At 58.0% G+C, this 17,204-nt stretch carries 13 protein-coding genes and 8 tRNA genes; 8 read left to right on the top strand and 13 right to left on the bottom strand.

The genetic code is table 11. The features are described from left to right. Nucleotides 1-332: 332 nt before the first annotated feature. Nucleotides 333-1,136, top strand: a complete 804-nt coding sequence (kdgR, locus tag M2366_RS05540; protein WP_042040846.1) for a DNA-binding transcriptional regulator KdgR — start codon at nt 333-335, stop codon at nt 1,134-1,136. Nucleotides 1,137-1,241: 105 nt separating this feature from the next. Here kdgR and M2366_RS05545 read toward each other — a convergent pair whose 3' ends face one another. The 3 genes from M2366_RS05545 to kduI all read right to left on the bottom strand — a co-directional run bounded on the left by M2366_RS05545 (nt 1,242) and on the right by kduI (nt 3,503). Further along, nucleotides 1,242-1,757, bottom strand: coding sequence for a YgjV family protein (locus tag M2366_RS05545; protein WP_259269181.1), 516 nt, complete (start codon nt 1,755-1,757; stop codon nt 1,242-1,244). Between the two features lie 65 nt (nt 1,758-1,822). Further along, nucleotides 1,823-2,584 (bottom strand): 2-dehydro-3-deoxy-D-gluconate 5-dehydrogenase KduD, encoded by a 762-nt coding sequence (gene kduD, locus M2366_RS05550; protein WP_042040844.1) that lies wholly within the window; start codon nt 2,582-2,584, stop codon nt 1,823-1,825. Between the two features lie 82 nt (nt 2,585-2,666). Then, complete coding sequence (kduI, locus tag M2366_RS05555) at nt 2,667-3,503, bottom strand: 5-dehydro-4-deoxy-D-glucuronate isomerase (RefSeq protein ID WP_042040843.1); 837 nt, start codon at nt 3,501-3,503, stop codon at nt 2,667-2,669. 474 nt (nt 3,504-3,977) lie between these two features. On the opposite strand from kduI, the gene M2366_RS05560 reads away from it, so the two are divergent. From M2366_RS05560 to M2366_RS05580, 5 genes are all read left to right on the top strand, one after another. Then, entirely contained in the window at nt 3,978-4,559 is a 582-nt protein-coding gene (locus M2366_RS05560) for an aminodeoxychorismate synthase component II (RefSeq protein ID WP_259269182.1), read from the top strand. A gap of 481 nt (nt 4,560-5,040) precedes the next feature. After that, nucleotides 5,041-6,258: an aspartate aminotransferase family protein gene (locus tag M2366_RS05565; RefSeq protein WP_259269183.1), complete on the top strand. Its 1,218-nt coding sequence runs from the start codon at nt 5,041-5,043 to the stop codon at nt 6,256-6,258. 76 nt (nt 6,259-6,334) lie between these two features. Next, nucleotides 6,335-7,354, top strand: a complete 1,020-nt coding sequence (astA, locus tag M2366_RS05570) for an arginine N-succinyltransferase (protein ID WP_005899872.1) — start codon at nt 6,335-6,337, stop codon at nt 7,352-7,354. 103 nt (nt 7,355-7,457) lie between these two features. Beyond that, nucleotides 7,458-8,927: a succinylglutamate-semialdehyde dehydrogenase gene (gene astD / locus M2366_RS05575; protein WP_259269184.1), complete on the top strand. Its 1,470-nt coding sequence runs from the start codon at nt 7,458-7,460 to the stop codon at nt 8,925-8,927. Nucleotides 8,928-9,234: 307 nt separating this feature from the next. Continuing rightward, nucleotides 9,235-10,032: a DUF1338 domain-containing protein gene (locus tag M2366_RS05580; RefSeq protein ID WP_259235512.1), complete on the top strand. Its 798-nt coding sequence runs from the start codon at nt 9,235-9,237 to the stop codon at nt 10,030-10,032. Nucleotides 10,033-10,184: 152 nt separating this feature from the next. Here M2366_RS05580 and M2366_RS05585 read toward each other — a convergent pair whose 3' ends face one another. Together M2366_RS05585 and M2366_RS05590 are read right to left on the bottom strand one after the other, a co-directional pair. Beyond that, complete coding sequence (locus M2366_RS05585; RefSeq protein WP_259269185.1) at nt 10,185-11,147, bottom strand: glycosyltransferase; 963 nt, start codon at nt 11,145-11,147, stop codon at nt 10,185-10,187. Nucleotides 11,148-11,431: 284 nt separating this feature from the next. Then, complete coding sequence (locus M2366_RS05590) at nt 11,432-12,013, bottom strand: HAD family phosphatase (protein ID WP_157013915.1); 582 nt, start codon at nt 12,011-12,013, stop codon at nt 11,432-11,434. Nucleotides 12,014-12,266: 253 nt separating this feature from the next. On the opposite strand from M2366_RS05590, the gene M2366_RS05595 reads away from it, so the two are divergent. Together M2366_RS05595 and M2366_RS05600 are read left to right on the top strand one after the other, a co-directional pair. Continuing rightward, nucleotides 12,267-13,637: an MDR family MFS transporter gene (locus M2366_RS05595; RefSeq protein ID WP_198135235.1), complete on the top strand. Its 1,371-nt coding sequence runs from the start codon at nt 12,267-12,269 to the stop codon at nt 13,635-13,637. Between the two features lie 126 nt (nt 13,638-13,763). After that, nucleotides 13,764-15,596, top strand: a complete 1,833-nt coding sequence (locus M2366_RS05600) for an SLC13 family permease (protein WP_042040837.1) — start codon at nt 13,764-13,766, stop codon at nt 15,594-15,596. Between the two features lie 214 nt (nt 15,597-15,810). Here M2366_RS05600 and M2366_RS05605 read toward each other — a convergent pair. The 8 genes from M2366_RS05605 to M2366_RS05640 all read right to left on the bottom strand — a co-directional run bounded on the left by M2366_RS05605 (nt 15,811) and on the right by M2366_RS05640 (nt 17,118). Next, a tRNA-Leu gene (locus M2366_RS05605) sits at nt 15,811-15,894 on the bottom strand. An 8-nt stretch (nt 15,895-15,902) separates the two neighbouring features. Beyond that, nucleotides 15,903-15,979, bottom strand: a tRNA-Met gene (locus tag M2366_RS05610). A 133-nt stretch (nt 15,980-16,112) separates the two neighbouring features. Then, nucleotides 16,113-16,187: transfer RNA gene (locus M2366_RS05615), tRNA-Gln, on the bottom strand. 152 nt (nt 16,188-16,339) lie between these two features. Further along, nucleotides 16,340-16,414 (bottom strand) — tRNA-Gln (locus M2366_RS05620). Nucleotides 16,415-16,428: 14 nt separating this feature from the next. Next, nucleotides 16,429-16,505, bottom strand: a tRNA-Met gene (locus M2366_RS05625). 231 nt (nt 16,506-16,736) lie between these two features. Beyond that, nucleotides 16,737-16,811: transfer RNA gene (locus M2366_RS05630), tRNA-Gln, on the bottom strand. 142 nt (nt 16,812-16,953) lie between these two features. Further along, a tRNA-Gln gene (locus M2366_RS05635) sits at nt 16,954-17,028 on the bottom strand. A gap of 13 nt (nt 17,029-17,041) precedes the next feature. Next, a tRNA-Met gene (locus M2366_RS05640) sits at nt 17,042-17,118 on the bottom strand. Nucleotides 17,119-17,204 lie beyond the last annotated feature (86 nt).

The following is a 17,204-nucleotide window of genomic DNA, read 5'->3' on the forward strand; positions in this document are numbered from 1 at the left end:
GCTTCCCCTGTTTTCCGCGTTGATGATGGCGCTATTCTATTTAACTAACGGAGAATAAAAAACAATTGAAACATCATTTCATTAAAAATGTGATGATTGTCTTGTGTTGATGACTCGCAGGGTGGAGGCAGGGGAAAGTGGCCGTGAGCCAGGGGTTATAAAGACTATCGTCGCCACCTCTGCGGCGAGGTGCGGGTGAATAGTCGCGTGAGCGAGACCACATTCTCTATCCATGAGTGGATGATTTGACTGGATAAGTGGCTCTGTCACTATGAGGGCCAGCTCATTTCAAATACAATGAAACAATCAATCATTTTTTTTGGACGTAAACAATGTCGATGATAGACAACTCGCCCGAATCGGTGTCATCGGTACTCAAGGTGTTCGGCATACTGCAGGCGCTGGGGGAGCAGAAAGAGATCGGGGTGACCGAGCTGTCCCAGCGGATCATGATGTCCAAGAGCACCGTCTACCGTTTCTTGCAGACCATGAAGACCCTGGGTTATATCACCCAGGAGGGTGAAACTGACAAGTATGCCCTTAGCCTCAAGCTGTTCGAGCTGGGCGCCAAGGCGCTGGAACATCAGGATCTGGTGCAGATCGCCGATGAACAGATGTACCGTCTCGGCAAGCTGACCAAAGAGACCCTGCACCTTGGGATGCTCGATGAAGACAGCATCGTCTATTTGCACAAGATTGACTCTGAATACAACCTGCGGATGTACTCCCGTATCGGTCGTCGCCGTCCGCTCTACAGCACCGGCCTTGGCAAAGTGATGATGGCCTGGCTGCCCGAGACCGAAGTACGCGCCATGCTGGCCGGGGTGACCTTCGAGCGCTTCACCGAGCATACCCTTGCCGATGTCGATGCCCTGCTGGTGGAGCTGGCCCAGGTGCGCGAGCAAGGTTATGCCGAAGATCGGGAAGAGATGGAACACGGTCTGCGCTGCTTCGCCGTCCCCATCTACAGCCGCATGGGGCGGATCATCGCGGGGCTCTCCCTGTCGTTGCCCCTGGTGCGCTTCCATGAAGAGCACAAGGCAACCCTGGTGGCCCAGCTACATGAGGCGGCGGCCAATATCTCTGCCGGGCTGGGTTTCCACGACTATCCATTTGGTACTCACTCCTCACGCTGATTGAGTATCTCGTCTCAAAAAGAGCAGGCTTGGCCTGCTCTTTTGCATGTCAGTTCTCAGCGACAATGAGCCGTTGCCCGTGATTGGACCCGCAGGCAGGGTGGTTCACCCCTCGATGTCCTGCGGGGCGGCCTGGTAGAGCTTGAGGATGGTGTAGCCATTGATGACGAAAAAGATGCTCTCCTGCAGGATGCCACCGATGGATCCCGCCCAGATATTGTGGGTCAGCCAGCAGAGGGTACTGCTCAGCATGCACAGTCGCAGGGCAATACCGTTGAGGCGAAACAGGGCGAAGGTGCTGAGGGTGGTGCCGAGCAGGGTCAGCATCTGGACCGGGTGCTCGATGCGGGGGATGACCAGCAGCCAGGCCAGGGCGAGGAACAGCAGCATCACACCGAGGCCGCGATAGTAACCGGAGACCCCGTTGCGCACGGCACAGAGCAGGCAGTTGATGGCGGCAACCGAGGAACCCAGCAGCAAAAAATGCAGCCCCATCAGGGTGCCATTGAGGGTGAGCTGGACTCTGAGCTTGCTATCCTGGCGCTGCATGAACGCCGTGGCACCCACGAGGCAGGCCAACAGGCCGATTGATTGGGCAAACCAGAGACTGTCGAGCAACATAGGGCCTTCCTGTCAGGAGACAACGGCAAAAGGCGCCTCGCGGCGCCTGGTCATAGTGAACTGAATTAACGGGCCAGCCAGCCGCCATCGACGGCGATGGTGTAACCGTTGATGTAGTCTGAGGCGGCAGAGGCCAAGAATACGACCGGGCCCATCATGTCGTCCGGCACCCCCCAGCGGCCTGCCGGGATCCGTTCAAGGATGGCGGCATTGCGGTCATCATCGGCACGCAGGGCCGCGGTGTTGTTGGTCGCCATGTAACCGGGGGCGATGGCGTTGACGTTGATCCCCTTGCTGGCCCACTCGTTGGCCAGCAGGCGGGTGATGCCCATGACGGCGCTCTTGGAGGCGGTGTAGGAGGGCACGCGGATACCCCCCTGGTAGGAGAGCATGGAGGCGATGTTGACGATCTTGCCGCCCTGGCCCTGGGTCATGAACTGCCTGGCCACCGCCTGGGACATGAAGAACACGCTCTTGATGTTGATGTTCATCACATCGTCCCAGTCCTTCTCGCTGAAGTTGATGGCGTCTTCCCGGCGGATGATGCCGGCGTTGTTCACCAGCACATCGACGCGGCCGAAGTGGGAGACCGCCTGATCGACCAGGGCTGGCAGGGTGTCTACCTTGCTGACGTCCGCCTTCAGGCTCAGGAAGCGGCGGCCAATGGCTTCGATTTTGGCGATCGTTTCGGTCGGCTCGACGATATTGATGCCGACGATGTCGCAGCCCGCCTCGGCGAGCCCCAGTGCCATGCCCTGACCCAGACCGGTATCGCAACCGGTGACGATGGCGACCTTACCTTTCAGATCGAATGCATTAAGAATCATATTGTTACCTCTAAGCCGTGGGCCAATGTGGGGTGAAGTGTCGGGCAGGAGCCGCCATGGCGGCTCGGGATGGGGAAGCCGGTTAGCGCAGATCCTGAACAGCGACATGGTCCATGTCACCGAACACCTGGTTCTCGCCCACCATGCCCCAGATGAAGGTGTAGGCCTGGGTGCCGACGCCGGAGTGGATGGACCAGCTCGGGGAGATGACGGCCTGCTCGTTGTGCACCAGCAGGTGACGGGTCTCGTCCGGCTTGCCCATCATGTGGAACACGGCGGCGTCCTCCTTCATGTTGAAGTAGAAGTAGACCTCCATGCGACGCTCGTGGGTGTGGCAGGGCATGGTGTTCCACAGGCTGCCCTCTTCCAGCTGGGTCATGCCCATCACCAATTGGCAGGTCGGCAGCACGTCCGGTACCAGGTACTTGTAGATGGTGCGGCGGTTGCTGGTGGCGGCATCCCCCAGAGTTGCCGGCGAGGCCTGGGCCTGGGTGACCTTGCGGGTCGGGTAGCAGGTGTGGGCGGGAGCGCTGTTGTAGTAGAACTTGGCAGGCTGCGAGGCATCGACACTGGCAAAGCTCAGGGTGCGGGCTCCCTGGCCGACGTAGAGGGCCTCGGCCTTGTCCACTTCATAGGTAGTGCCATCCACCACCACCACCCCCGGGCCACCGATATTGATGAGGCCGAGCTCACGCCGCTCGAGGAAATAGCTGACCCCAAATCCCTTGCCGAGTTCATCGGAGAAGGTCAGGGGAGCATCCACCGGCATGATGCCACCAAACACGATGCGGTCTATGTGGCTGTAGGTCATGGTCAGGGTGTTCGGGGTGAAGATCTCTTCGACCAGAAACTCACGGCGCAGACCCTGGGTGTCGAGTTGTTTGGCATGATCGCTGTGGATGCTTTGACGAGTTTGCATAATGAACCTCAATTCCGGGCCGCACGCGGCATCAATGACAATGTGTCGGGAAATCCTGTCGTTGAAGGCACGATAGCAAAATGAAAAACTGCGATCAAACTAAAATGAAACTTTGTTTTGTTTTTTGTGATTCACATTTAAGGTTTTATTTTAAAGCGGTGAGCGAGGGGGGCGGCAGGAGCGGGATCGCGGTGTTGTATCGAGAGCCCTCTTAGCAGGGGCGACAGTGTGAGGGGCTGGGAGGAGGGGCATAGCGCACCTGATATGAAGGAGGCTGAGTGGGCCTTCTTCAATGGGGGGTGTCCGTATTGTCTGGCGCGAGCCGAAGATGGCATTGATGGGCGAGGGTGGCCCCAGCCACGGGTATCCGGTGGCAGGCGTTTATTAACCGGGGCAGACGTGCCAGAATGCGCGACTCGCCAGCCAACGAGCAGGCGAGTTACCCTAGCCTCGATCTCAATCCTGGGTGTTTGCATGCTGCTACTCATCGATAACTACGACTCCTTTACCTGGAACCTGGTGCAGTACTTCGGTGCGCTGGGGGAGAAGGTGGTGGTCAAACGCAACGATGAATTGACCCTGGCGGACATTGAAGCCATGGCCCCCGATCGCCTGGTGATCTCCCCTGGTCCCTGTACCCCCAATGAGGCGGGTATCTCCCTGGCCGCCATCGCACATTTCGCCGGTCGATTGCCTATTCTCGGAGTCTGTCTCGGCCATCAATCCCTGGCTCAGGTGTTTGGCGCCGAGGTGGTGCGGGCCAGGCGGGTGATGCATGGCAAGACGTCTCTCATCCGCCATCAGGGGGAGGGGGTGTTTGAGGGGCTCAACAATCCGCTGCGTGTGACCCGCTACCACTCACTCGTGGTCAAGGCGCAGACCCTGCCGGACTGCCTGGCGGTGACCGCCTGGAGCGAGCACGAGGATGGCAGCGTCGATGAGATCATGGGGCTGCGCCACAAGACACTGGCGGTGGAGGGGGTGCAGTTTCACCCGGAGAGCGTCCTGAGTGAGCAGGGTCATGAGCTGCTTGCCAACTTTCTGGCTCGGGGCTGAGCCATCCCTGCCCAATTTTTCACTGTTTTTTCCTCTTTACCCGCATCATCTGCTGATGAACGGCCTCGGTTCCCATCCATGGCAGCGCGGCGCCGATCGGCAGCATAAAAGCCTGCCTCAGCGGTAAAGCAGGGTTTCGTTCGACTAGACTGATTCACCTTTCCCACCCCGGGATCCAGGGGGATTTCGCCCTGCTCCGGCTCAAAAACGTGATGAAAATCCCATTTCCATGGGATGGGCGAAATTTTTTTCTCTGACGGTTTATTCACCCCCGCACCAGTCGAAATTATCTCTTGCCAACAGCCTCTGAGCCGTTATGCAATGGGGCTGCCTAAAATCTCACGGGCAATCGAAGATTGTTCCTTGTAGGCCGTCAAGTTACAGACTTTTTACTTTTTTTCTGTGACAATACCGTCACGTTTACACGGATTTAACTTTTAGGCGGTGGATTATTCTGTCGCCATCTGGAAGGAGAGCAAGTATGTCAGAGTTGTTGGCAGTGACACGTGAAGTGTTCGATGAAGTGATGGTTCCCAACTATGCGCCCGCCAATGTCATCCCGGTGCGTGGTGAAGGATCACGTGTCTGGGATCAGGCTGGACGTGAGTATGTGGATTTCGCCGGCGGTATTGCGGTCAATGGCCTGGGCCATTGTCATCCCAAGCTGGTCGAAGCCCTGAAGACTCAGGGTGAGAAGCTGTGGCATCTCTCCAACGTCATGACCAATGAGCCGGCCCTGCGTCTGGCCAAGAAGCTGGTCGCCGCCACCTTCGCCGACAAGGTCTATTTCTGCAACTCCGGCGCCGAAGCGAACGAAGCGGCCCTCAAGCTGGCCCGTCGTTATGCCATCGACAAGTTCGGGGCCCACAAGACCCAGATCATCGCCTTCCACCAGGGTTTCCACGGTCGCACCTTCTTCACCGTGAGCGTCGGTGGTCAAGCCGCTTATTCTGACGGTTTCGGCCCCAAGCCCGCCGACATCACTCACGTGACCTACAACAACCTGGCCGAGCTGGCCGCCGTCATCTCCGACAATACCTGCGCCGTGGTGATGGAGCCGCTGCAAGGGGAAGGCGGCATCATTCGCCCCACCGACGAATTTGCCAGGGGTGTGCGCGAGCTGTGCGACAAGCACAATGCCTTGCTGGTCTATGACGAGGTGCAATCTGGCGTCGGTCGCACCGGCGAGCTGTTTGCCTACATGGGTCTGGGCGTCACGCCGGACATCCTCACCAGCGCCAAGGCGCTCGGCGGCGGTTTCCCCATCGGCGCCATGCTGACCACCACAGAGATAGCCGCTCACCTGAAAGTGGGTACTCACGGTTCGACTTACGGCGGCAACCCGCTGGCGTGCGCCGTGGCCGAGGCGGTGATCGATGTGGTCAATACGCCAGCAGTGCTGGCAGGGGTCAAGCAGCGCGAAGCCCTGTTCCGCGCCGGTATCGAAGCCATCAACGCCAAGTATCACTGCTTCAGCGAAGTGCGTGGCCAGGGCCTGCTGCTCGGCGCCGTATTGAACGATGACTTCAAGGGCCGCTCCCGTGACTTCTTGCTGGCCTCCATCGATCAGGGGCTGATGGCCCTGGTGGCCGGCACCAACGTAGTGCGTTTTGCCCCCTCCCTGGTGATCCCGGAAGCGGACATCCAGGAAGGCCTGGCTCGCTTCGAGCTGGCCGTGGCTCAGGTCGTTAACGCCTGATCCCGAATTGAGGTGGGGAGCCCTCCCGGCAGGAGCCGGGACCCCACCTGTCGTCAATGAAAGGGAGTTGTCATCTATGTTGTTAATCCGTCCTATCGAACAGAAAGATTTTGCCGGTCTCAAGACCTGCGCCATCGAATCCGGTACTGGCATGACCTCCTTGCCGGTCAACGATGAGCTGCTACAGCGCAAAATCGACGCCTCCACCCAGACTTTTTCGGACAAACCCGCGGGAAAGGGCGACTGCCTCTATTTCTTCGTGGCCGAGGATCTGGACACCGGGGACATGGTCGGCACCTGCGCCATCGATGCGGCCGTGGGGCTGTCCCAGCCGTTTTATAACTACCATATCGGCAAGGTGGTGCACTCTTCCCCCAAACTCGGCATCTATAACGTGGTCGAGACGCTGACCCTATCCAATGACTACACAGGTAACTCTGAGCTGTGCACCCTGTTCTTGCGCGAATGCGCTCGCGAGGGACTCAATGGTCGGCTGCTCTCCAAGCACCGTTTCCTGTTTATGGCCGAGCACCCCGAGCTGTTTGATAAAACCGTGTTCGCCGAGATGCGCGGTGTCTCCGACGAAAAGGGTCATAGCCCCTTCTATGAGTGGCTGCAAAAGCACTTCTTCTCGATGGATTTCCCCACCGTCGACTATCTCACCGGGATTGGTAAGAAGCGCTTCATCGCCGAGCTGATGCCCAAGTACCCCATCTACGTCAATCTGCTCAGCAATGAGGCGCGGGCCGTGATCGGCAAAACCCACGACAAGACCCGGCCTGCCATCAAGATGCTGCAGGATGAAGGTTTCGTGAATCGCGGCTATGTCGACATCTTCGATGCCGGTCCCACGGTCGAGTGCGACGTGAACAACATTCGCAGCATCCGCCGCAGCAAACGGCTGACCGTGGTGGTGGGCGAGCCCCTGGGCGGCCACACCTATCTGCTGTGCAACACCCGCTTCGAACAATACCGTGCCTGCCTTGGCAATATCCGGGTCGATCTGGACAAGCAGGAGGCCATAGTGCCCCCCAAGATGGCCGCGGCCCTCAAGGTGGAGAATGGCGATCAGGTCAGGGTCGTGGATCTGGACTGACAACATGGGGACAGTGCGATCCATTGTCCCTTTGAACATGATGAGCTGGCGCCCGCATTGGGCGGCCTGGCAGGCGAGAGCCAAGCAACAAGGGATATGAGCAATGAGCGAATTAGTACAGCTGATCAATGGCAACTGGTTGGCGGGCGAGGGCAAGGCGTTCGAGTCAACAGATCCGGCCAAGAACCAGGTGATCTGGGGTGGGCAAGCGGCCAGTGCCGCTCAGGTCGATGCCGCCGTCAAGGCTGCGCGCTCCGCCTTCTACCACTGGGCGGATCTCTCCTTGACGGCGCGCAGTGCCATCATCAGCCGTTATGGGGAATTGCTCGGCGAGCACAAGGAAGCGCTGGCGCTCACCATAGCCCGGGAAACCGGCAAGCCGCTGTGGGAGACCCGTACCGAGGTCGCCGCCATGCAGGGCAAGATTGCCATCTCCATCCGCGCCCATGAGGAGCGTACCGGCACGGTCGAAAATCCCATGCCCGGTGCCAAGGCATTCGTGCGCCACAAACCCCATGGTGTGGTTGCGGTGTTCGGCCCCTATAACTTCCCGGGTCATCTGCCCAACGGCCACATAGTGCCTGCACTCATCGCCGGCAATACCGTGGTATTCAAACCCTCGGAGCTGACCCCCATGGTGGCCGAGGCCATGCTCAAGATCTGGCAGGAGGCGGGTCTGCCTGCCGGTGTCATCAATCTGGTGCAAGGAGAGGTCGATACCGGCAAGGCCCTGGCGAGTCATGGGGACATCGATGGTCTCTTCTTCACCGGCTCGTCCCGTACCGGTCACTTCCTGCATCAGCAATTTGCCGGTCAACCGGGCAAGATCCTGGCGCTGGAGATGGGGGGAAACAACCCGCTCATCGTCAAGGACGTGAGCGATGTGGACGGCGCCGTGCACGCCATCGTCCAGTCCGCCTTCATCACCTCTGGCCAGCGCTGCACCTGCTCCCGCCGTCTGTTCGTGGAAAAGGGGTCAGCCGGAGATGCATTGCTGGCACGCCTCATCGAGGTGGTCGGCAAGATAAAGGTGGGTCATTACGATGATGCGGATCAACCCTTCATGGGGGCGATGATCAGCGAACGCGCCGCCCTCGGCATGGTCGAGGCCCAGGCCAAGTTGCAATCCCTGGGTGGCAAGAGCCTGCTCGTGCTCAAGCATCTGGAGCCGGGCACCGGTTTTGTCTCCCCTGGCATCATCGACATCACCGCCGCACAAGGATTGCCGGATGAGGAGTACTTCGGCCCCCTGCTGCAGGTGACTCGTTACCAGGATTTCGATGCCGCCATCGATCTGGGCAATGCCACCAGCTTCGGGCTCTCGGCCGGTCTGCTCGGGGACAACGAAGCGGACTGGAACCACTTCTTCAAACGCATTCGTGCCGGTATCGTCAACTGGAACAAGCCCATCACCGGTGCCTCCAGTGCCGCGCCGTTCGGCGGCATCGGTGCCTCCGGCAATCACAGAGCGAGTGCCTACTACGCCGCCGACTACTGTGCTTATCCGGTTGCCTCGGTGGAAGACAGCAAGGCAGCCATGCCGGAGCAGCTGTCGCCCGGCCTGACGTTCTAGGAAAGAGGCAGAAATGAGCAGGCAGGTGCTGGCCGACTACTGTCCCCATTGCCCGGTCGCCTCGGTGGAAGACAGCAAGGCAACCATGCCGGAGCAGCTGTCGCCCGGCCTGACGTTCTAGGAAAGAGGCAGAAATGAACAGGCAGGTGCTGGCCGACTACTGTACCCATTGCCCGGTCGCCTCGGTGGAAGACAGCAAGGCAACCATGCCGGAGCAGCTCTCTCCTGGCCTGACGTTCTGACAACCCAACCATAAAAGGGCAGCTCAGGTTGCCCTTGTCTGACCCCGCAAGCAAAGGAAAGAGAGATGCAAAAGGATATCGAAACCCTGTTCGGTCATCTGTGGGATAACTACATTCAAGTCACCCCGAGTGCCCTCAAGGTCCACCAGTTACTGGGCGGTGGTGCCCCCATCGTCAACGACCATGTGGCGTTTCGCACCTTCAACCTGCCCCAGGTCGGCCTCGAGACCTTGGCCGCTCATTTTCGGGCGCTGGGTTATGAGGAGAGGGATGAGTATGTGTTCAAGGCCAAGAAACTCTATGCCAAGCACTTCGAGCATGCGGATCCGGATGCTCCCAAGGTGTTTATCAGCGAGCTGAAGGTGGAGGAGCTCTCCGAGGGCGCTCAGGCCATCATTCACAAGCTGGTTGCCCAGGTGCCAACCCATCTGACCGACACCAGCGCCTTCCTCCATGCGGGGGCTCCCTGGCAGGTCTCGGGGGCCGACTACCAGACCCTGCTTGCCGAGAGCGAGTATGCGGCCTGGATGGCGGCATGGGGCTATCGCGCCAACCACTTCACCGTCAGCATCAATCGTCTGGCCGAGTTTGACACCATAGAGGCGGTCAACGAGACGCTGAAAGCGGCGGGGTTTGTGCTCAATACTGCCGGGGGCGAGGTGAAGGGGGATCCCCAGGTGATGCTGGAGCAATCTTCCACCATGGCGGACAAGGCTTGCGTGCCTTTCAGCGACGGGGTTCAACAGATCCCGAGCTGCTTCTACGAGTTTGCCCTGCGCTACCCGCGGGTCGACGGCACCCTCTACCCGGGCTTCGTCGAGGCCTCTGCCGACAAGATCTTCGAATCCACCAATAGCATGTAGCTGTGGGGGAGATTGAGGACAGCTTTCGGTCATTCGTATTGAAACGCCTCCGGTTGGGAGGCGTTTGTTATTTATATCGGGCAGTGATGGGTATTGGCTGGGGTTATTGGCAAGGCATTGTCGTTTAGGGTGAATACATCATGAGCCAAGGTCTATTTCATGAAGGGTTTGGTTAATTTCCAGAGGAAAAATGCCAACGCCCTCATAGTGGTACTACGCCGATTTAATCCTTCTTCCCAGATATGTTCAAGCAGTACCATCCAGTTTTTTGCGACCGTCTCTCTGGCGTATTCCCTCACTCGTTGCTTGCCATGCTCTACCATGTCCTGATATAGAACCGGATTGTTCTTAAGCATCATGGCCGTCTCTATAATGTCATCTTGGCTATGTGCAACAAGGTAATCCAATGGACTATTCTTTATTGCCTTGATCGCAGGCTCGTCATCACAAATCAATACACAGCCAGCCAACCAGGTATTGATGAGCTTGCTCGCTGGTTTGCGTGATAATCGATGGTCATGGTATTTTCGAAAACAGAGCACAATGTCTACATTCTGATAGTCAGTCCAGTCATTCAATTCTACTTTTAATGAAAGACCATGCGCCGCTAATTTTTCTTTGAATGCATCGCTTGCCAATTCGGGAGGGAAGCTGTCCATGCGACCAAAATAACCAATAGTCGTGATGGAACAACGCGCTTTATCTCTGGGTTTGAGGCCAGGTTGTGGCCAGTGTGAGATAAATATGCCGCCATTCTTCTCCGCTGACTTTATTTGCTCGACGACATAGTCGGCCCCAAAAAAATATGGCCTGTCTGCTCGGCAGACAACAGTCAGCCCACGCCATGGTTTTACTCTCGGACTGAAATCATCATAATGAAGTAAATTAATTCTGCCTGGCAGACATTCTGTGCCAAAGCTGCACTCTATTTCATCACCATAATAGTGGTTTAAATTGATAAGTGTTTGAAATGTCCAGACGGTACACCCACTCATACAAAGGGTTTGAGGGATCTCATCGGGGTGGATGCGGGCGTTGAGCAGAGATTGGACGTTTCTACCGTATTTATCCATGGCATTCTTACGGCAAACCACATGTATCTTTACTCTTTTCATTATTCTATAACGCCATTAATGTTATCTGGGTGTGGTTGTTTTGTTATTTTTTTGCGTTCTGGGTTGTAGGGTTGATATTTGGTTGAATCATCCCCACACCATAAAATAAATCAATGATTTATTTTATGGTGTTCGAATTAAAAGGGCAATGTGCGATGCCCGATGGCATTGCTGCGCGCCCCGCTATGTTATGGCAGCAAGCCAGTGAAACAGGCCGGTCTCTCAGACCCATTCAAGCACGCCCGCTATGTTATGGCAGCAAGCCAGTGAAACGGGCCGGTCTCTCAGACCCATTCAAGCACGCCCTCTGTCGCCAATATGGTTGCCATGCCCGCCGCCTTGCCAGCCTGAATGCCTATCTCGGTATCTTCAAATACCAGGCAGCGGTGGGGTGCGACCCCCAGCAGTTCGGCCACCTTGAGGAAGGTGTCGGGGTTGGGTTTATGGTTTTGCACATCATCGGCGCTGATGAGGACAGGGATAAGGGCATCCAGTCCGGTATTGCGCAGTATCTGCTGCGCCTGATCCCGAGGCGCCCCCGTGCCGATGCCCATGGGGATCTTGCCATATTGTGCCCTGACCAACTCCGCCATGGCCGGGAAGAGGGTGACTTCGCCGATGTGCTGCAAATAGAGGTCGATTTTTCGACGGACGAAGGCGTCAATGTCTATGGTCACTCCCTGCTGCTCGGCCAGCATGGCGACTATCTTGCGGGTAGGGATGCCGCCATAGCTGTTCAGCAGTGCGCGATCGAAGGAGAGCTGGAACTCATCGCAGGTGATCTGCCAGGCATCCAGATGCAGGGGCATGGAGTCGACCAGGGTGCCGTCCATGTCGAAGATCAGGGCATCATATTGTTCAAACAAGGGGTTGGCTCCGCACGGGGGAAAGGATCAGCCTAACATGATGCACATCGACCATGTTGGGATTAGTCTCATGCACGGCTTTCGAATATGCAGGGGGCGGATAGGGCTTGAGTGCCATCCGGCAGAAGGGAGGTCATGGCGAGGCCGCAAAGCGGTGAGGCGGGGATCCGCGAACCATGGGGCAGCCGCCGCCATAATATGGCACCATGTGAAACACTGAGCCCCCGTGGCCTACCCCTATGCGAGACCCCTGATGTCCATTTCGCCAAAAACAGTGTTCTCGAGTGTTGCCCTGGTCATTGCCCTGGGATCACTGGAGAAGAGCATTGTCACCACGCCTCTGCCCATGATTGGCGCCGATCTGAACGCCGGCTCGGCCCTGACCTGGGTGGTCACCGCCTATTTGCTTGCCGCGACAGCCGCGCTGCCGGTCTATGGCAAGCTGAGCGATCTGTTCGGCCGCCTGCGGATGCTCAACATCGGCATAGCACTCTTTCTGGCGGGTTCCCTCGCCTGCGGTTTAGCCCAGGATCTCCCTACTCTGCTGGCGGCCAGGGTACTGCAAGGGCTGGGCGGCGGCGGCCTGATCGCACTCGCCTTCACCGTGATTGCCGACAGCATACCGCCGCGGGAGGTGGGCAAGTATCAGGGCTATATCTCCATCGTCTATGCGGTCTCGAGCATCGCGGGTCCTCTGCTCGGTGGCTACTTTACCGAACAACTGAACTGGCGCTGGATCTTCTGGATCAATCTTCCCCTCGGCGCTCTGGCGCTCTGGCTGGTCAATCGCAATCTGCGCCATCTCAATGTGCGTCGCCACAGTCGCTTCGACTGGAAGGGGGCGGGACTGCTTATCACTGTGACCACCTTGTCGCTGTTGCTGCTCTCGCCGGACACGCCGCTGCCTGGCCTCTGGCTGGCCGCGGCACTCGGCACGGCATTGTTACTGCTCATCCTCATCGAACGGCGTGCCCATGACCCCATACTGCCTGCCCACCTGGTGCGACTGCCCGGTTATCTGGTCGCGGTGCTGCTCTCTCTGATCGCCCAATTGCTGATGTTTGCGGTGCTGGTCTATCTGCCCTTGCAGATGCAGTGGCAGAAGGGGATGAGCGCGAGCGAGAGCGGTCAGGACATGGTGATTTTCATGGTATTCATCACCCTTGGGGCCTTCGTCGGTGGCAAGTTCATCGCCCGCACCGGCCATTACAAGCGGTTCGTGGTGGTGGGCTTTGCCCTGGCGGCGGTGGCGTTGTGGCAATTGCACTTCGATGTCTGGGTGAGGCTGGCGCTGCTGTTTGCCGGGTTGGGGCTGGGACTGACCCTGCCTGCGCTCTCCGTGGTGGTGCAAAGTGCGTTGCCAGCCCAGGATCGCGGCATCGGCATGTCGCTGTTCAACTTCGGCCGTGAGCTGGGCGGCGCCATCGGTGTCGCCGTCTGCTCGGTGCTGTTTCATGCCTCCCTGTCCACCCGCTCGGAGGGTGGATTGGATAAGCTCAGCCCGGCCGAGCTGGCGCCGGGCTTCAGTGCGACTTATATCGGCATGGCCGCCATCGCCAGCGGCGCACTGCTGCTCACCCTGCTTGCCCTCAAACGCCATGAGCTGTCGAGCCGCACCCACTAGGTCTGATCGGGATGGCGGGCTTTATTGATATGTCACAAGATGCTGCCAGGGTGACTGTGCTCTGATGGAGTCCGCTGTCGTGATGATGAGCGCGCGGCAGATGGGATAGATAGGGAGGAGAGTTCGTTGAATTCCGAGTTGGTCTGGGTGCTCTGCCTGCTGTTGGGTGCCATCTATCTGTTCGTCAGCAACAAGGTGCGCATGGATGTGACGGCCTTGCTGGTGCTGATCCTGTTCGTGCTCAGCGGCACCTTGACCCTCAGTGAAGCGCTGGCTGGCTTCAGCGATCCCAGCGTGATCCTGATAGCGGCTCTGTTCGTGGTGGGGGAGGGGCTGGTGCGCACCGGCATCGCCTATCAGGTGGGGGATGCCCTGGTCAAGGTGGCTGGCAACAGCGAGACCCGGCTGCTGGTGCTGCTGATGGTGGCGGTCGCCGGGCTCGGTGCCGTGATGAGTTCGACTGGGGTGGTGGCTATCTTCATCCCCGTGGTGCTCAGCGTCTCTAATCGCATGGGCATACCAGCTGGAAGGCTGATGATGCCGCTCGGCTTCGCCGGCCTCATCAGCGGCATGATGACCCTGGTGGCGACGCCGCCCAATATGGTGGTCAACAGTGAGCTGGTTCGCCATGGGATCCCGGGATTTGGCTTCTTCAGCTTCAGCCCCATGGGACTCATCATATTGGTGCTTGGCATCGGCTATATGCTGCTGGTGCGCGGTACCCTGGTCAAGGATGCGGCGCCCGGCCGCAACAAGGGATCGCGGCGCAGCACATTGCGCGAGCTTATTCGTGACTATCGGCTGACGGGGCGGGCGCGGCGTCTGGCGATCCGCCCGGGCTCTCCCTTGATAGGTCACACCCTGGACGAGCTGCAACTGCGAGCCCGTTACGGTGCCAACGTCATCGGGGTGGAGCGCTGGCGCAAGTTCCGGCGGGTCATGGTGAGCGTGTCCGGTATCTCGGAGTTTCAGGCGCGAGACGTCTTGCTCATCGACATGGCGGATCCCGAGGTGGATATCCGCACCTTCTGCAGCGAGGCCATGCTCGAGCCCATGATACTCCGAGGGGACTATTTCTCGGATCAGGCGCGGGAGGTGGGCCTGGCCGAGATCTCTCTCATTCCCGAATCCAGCCTGCTCGGCAAGAGCCTGCGGGAGACGACCTTTCGCAGTCAGTATGGGCTGAGCGTGGTGGGGCTGCGGCGCGGCAGTGAGGCGCTGACCGGGCGGCTGGTCGATGAACCCTTGCAACTGGGCGACAGATTGCTGCTGGCGGGCAACTGGAGTCTCATTCGCCAGCTACACGCTCATCAGAGGGATTTTTTGCTGCTGGGGCTGCCCGCCGAGGTGGACGAAATGGCCCCGGCCCGCAGCCAGGCGGCCTATGCGCTGTTCTCGCTGGGGGTCATGGTGCTCCTGATGGTGACAGATCCTGTGCCCAATGTGGTGGCTGCCCTGATAGCCTGCCTGCTGATGGGCCAGTTTCGCTGTATCGATCTGGAGAGTGCCTACAAGTCTATCCATTGGCCGACCCTGATCCTCATCGTCGGCATGTTGCCCTTTGCCCTGGCGTTGCAGAAGACAGGGGGCGTGGATCTTATTGTCGGCGGGCTGATGGAGCTGGTCGGCGACATGGGTCCCAGGGTCATGCTGGCCAGCCTGTTTGCCCTCTGTGCCCTCACCGGGCTCTTCATCTCCAACACCGCCACCGCGGTATTGATGGCTCCCATCGCTATCGGCGCGGCGCAGCAGATGGCGGTCTCTCCCTATCCCTTTGCCATGACCATTGCCATTGCGGCCTCGGCGGCCTTCATGACGCCGGTCTCGTCGCCGGTCAATACCCTGGTGCTCGGCCCTGGCGAGTATCGCTTCATCGACTTTGTGCGCGTGGGAGTGCCTTTCACCTTGCTGGTCATGGGGGTGAGCGTGGTGGCCATTCCCTGGTTCTTCCCGTTCTGAGCAGTCTTGGGTGGAATGAACGCAGGAAGATGGACAGATGCGGCCTGCGGGCCGCTTTTTATCGGCGGCATCATGAATACTGAGGCAGATCCAGCCATGAGGGACGTGGCTGTGCAGGAGAAATCAGGGATGTGAGCAGGGCATGAAGAGGCGGGGAGCTGACCCGCGGGCACAAAAAAACCAGCCTGAGCTGGTCTGTTTGGTACTGCTGTAATGGTGCGGAAGGAGAGACTCGAACTCTCACGCCTAGGGCGCCAGAACCTAAATCTGGTGCGTCTACCAATTTCGCCACTTCCGCAAACTATATGGTGGCTATGACGGGATTCGAACCTGTGACCCTCGCATTATGAGTGCGATGCTCTAACCAACTGAGCTACATAGCCGTCTTGTATCCGACATTGTCGTGTACAAGTAAAATGGCTGGGATACCAGGCTCTGAACCTAGGTGCGTTGACGAGGTAAAAACCACTCACGCTTATCACAGCACGTCATCGGCGATGCCAATGACAGTAAAAATGGCTGGGGTACTAGGATTCGAACCTAGGGATGGCGAGATCAAAACCCGCTGCCTTACCGCTTGGCGATACCCCAACAGCGCTCCTCAACAGTCGTGAGACTGGCAAAGAACTTTTAAAAATGGCTGCGGAACCAGTATTTGAACCTAGGCACATTGACGAGATCAAAATCTCTCAATGCTTTCCTCAGCTTGCTACCGACAGGTGAACATCGATAACCAGAATTAATGGCTGGGGTACTAGGATTCGAACCTAGGAATGGCGAGATCAAAACCCGCTGCCTTACCGCTTGGCGATACCCCAACTGCAACTAGAAATGGTGGCTATGACGGGATTCGAACCTGTGACCCTCGCATTATGAGTGCGATGCTCTAACCAACTGAGCTACATAGCCGTCTTGTGCCGACGTAGTCGATACAAGTAAAAATCGCTGAGATACCAGGCTCTGAACCTAGGTTCGTTGACGAGATCAAAACCTCTCACGCTTATCACAGCACGTCATCGGCGAGGCCAATGACAGTAAAAATGGCTGAGATATTAGGCTCTGAACCTAGGCGCATTGACGAGATCAAAACCTCTCACGCTTATCGCAGCACGTCATCGGCGATGCCAATAACAGTAAAAATGGCTGGGGTACTAGGATTCGAACCTAGGGATGGCGAGATCAAAACCCGCTGCCTTACCGCTTGGCGATACCCCAACTGCTATTCCCCATCAGCCAGCTGGCCGCTAAAGAACCTTTAACACTTGCCTTGATGCCAGTCACTCACCGGCCGCATTGACGTGTTCAGATTGTCACTGCTTTCATGGCTTGTCATCGACGATGTCAACGACTGAAATAATGGCTGGGGTACTAGGATTCGAACCTAGGAATGGCGAGATCAAAACCCGCTGCCTTACCGCTTGGCGATACCCCAACTGCAAGATAAATGGTGGCTATGACGGGATTCGAACCTGTGACCCTCGCATTATGAGTGCGATGCTCTAACCAACTGAGCTACATAGCCAACCTAGCGTCCAGTGAGTCGTTACCTCGTCACTGTGCGGCCCGAATTATGCGTATCTGGCTTTGGGGCGTCAACCCTTTTTTTGC

Source organism: Aeromonas sp. BIGb0405 (assembly GCF_024807335.1).
Taxonomy (GTDB): domain Bacteria; phylum Pseudomonadota; class Gammaproteobacteria; order Enterobacterales; family Aeromonadaceae; genus Aeromonas; species Aeromonas rivuli.

Coding starts and splice junctions, on each gene's coding strand:
- kduD (WP_042040844.1), bottom strand. CDS start 2,584: ATGATTCTTAATGCATTCGATCTGAAAGGTAAGGTCGCCATCGTCACC.
- M2366_RS05565 (WP_259269183.1), top strand. CDS start 5,041: ATGTCAGAGTTGTTGGCAGTGACACGTGAAGTGTTCGATGAAGTGATG.
- M2366_RS05580 (WP_259235512.1), top strand. CDS start 9,235: ATGCAAAAGGATATCGAAACCCTGTTCGGTCATCTGTGGGATAACTAC.
- astD (WP_259269184.1), top strand. CDS start 7,458: ATGAGCGAATTAGTACAGCTGATCAATGGCAACTGGTTGGCGGGCGAG.
- kdgR (WP_042040846.1), top strand. CDS start 333: ATGTCGATGATAGACAACTCGCCCGAATCGGTGTCATCGGTACTCAAG.
- M2366_RS05545 (WP_259269181.1), bottom strand. CDS start 1,757: ATGTTGCTCGACAGTCTCTGGTTTGCCCAATCAATCGGCCTGTTGGCC.
- kduI (WP_042040843.1), bottom strand. CDS start 3,503: ATGCAAACTCGTCAAAGCATCCACAGCGATCATGCCAAACAACTCGAC.
- astA (WP_005899872.1), top strand. CDS start 6,335: ATGTTGTTAATCCGTCCTATCGAACAGAAAGATTTTGCCGGTCTCAAG.
- M2366_RS05595 (WP_198135235.1), top strand. CDS start 12,267: ATGTCCATTTCGCCAAAAACAGTGTTCTCGAGTGTTGCCCTGGTCATT.
- M2366_RS05585 (WP_259269185.1), bottom strand. CDS start 11,147: ATGAAAAGAGTAAAGATACATGTGGTTTGCCGTAAGAATGCCATGGAT.
- M2366_RS05560 (WP_259269182.1), top strand. CDS start 3,978: ATGCTGCTACTCATCGATAACTACGACTCCTTTACCTGGAACCTGGTG.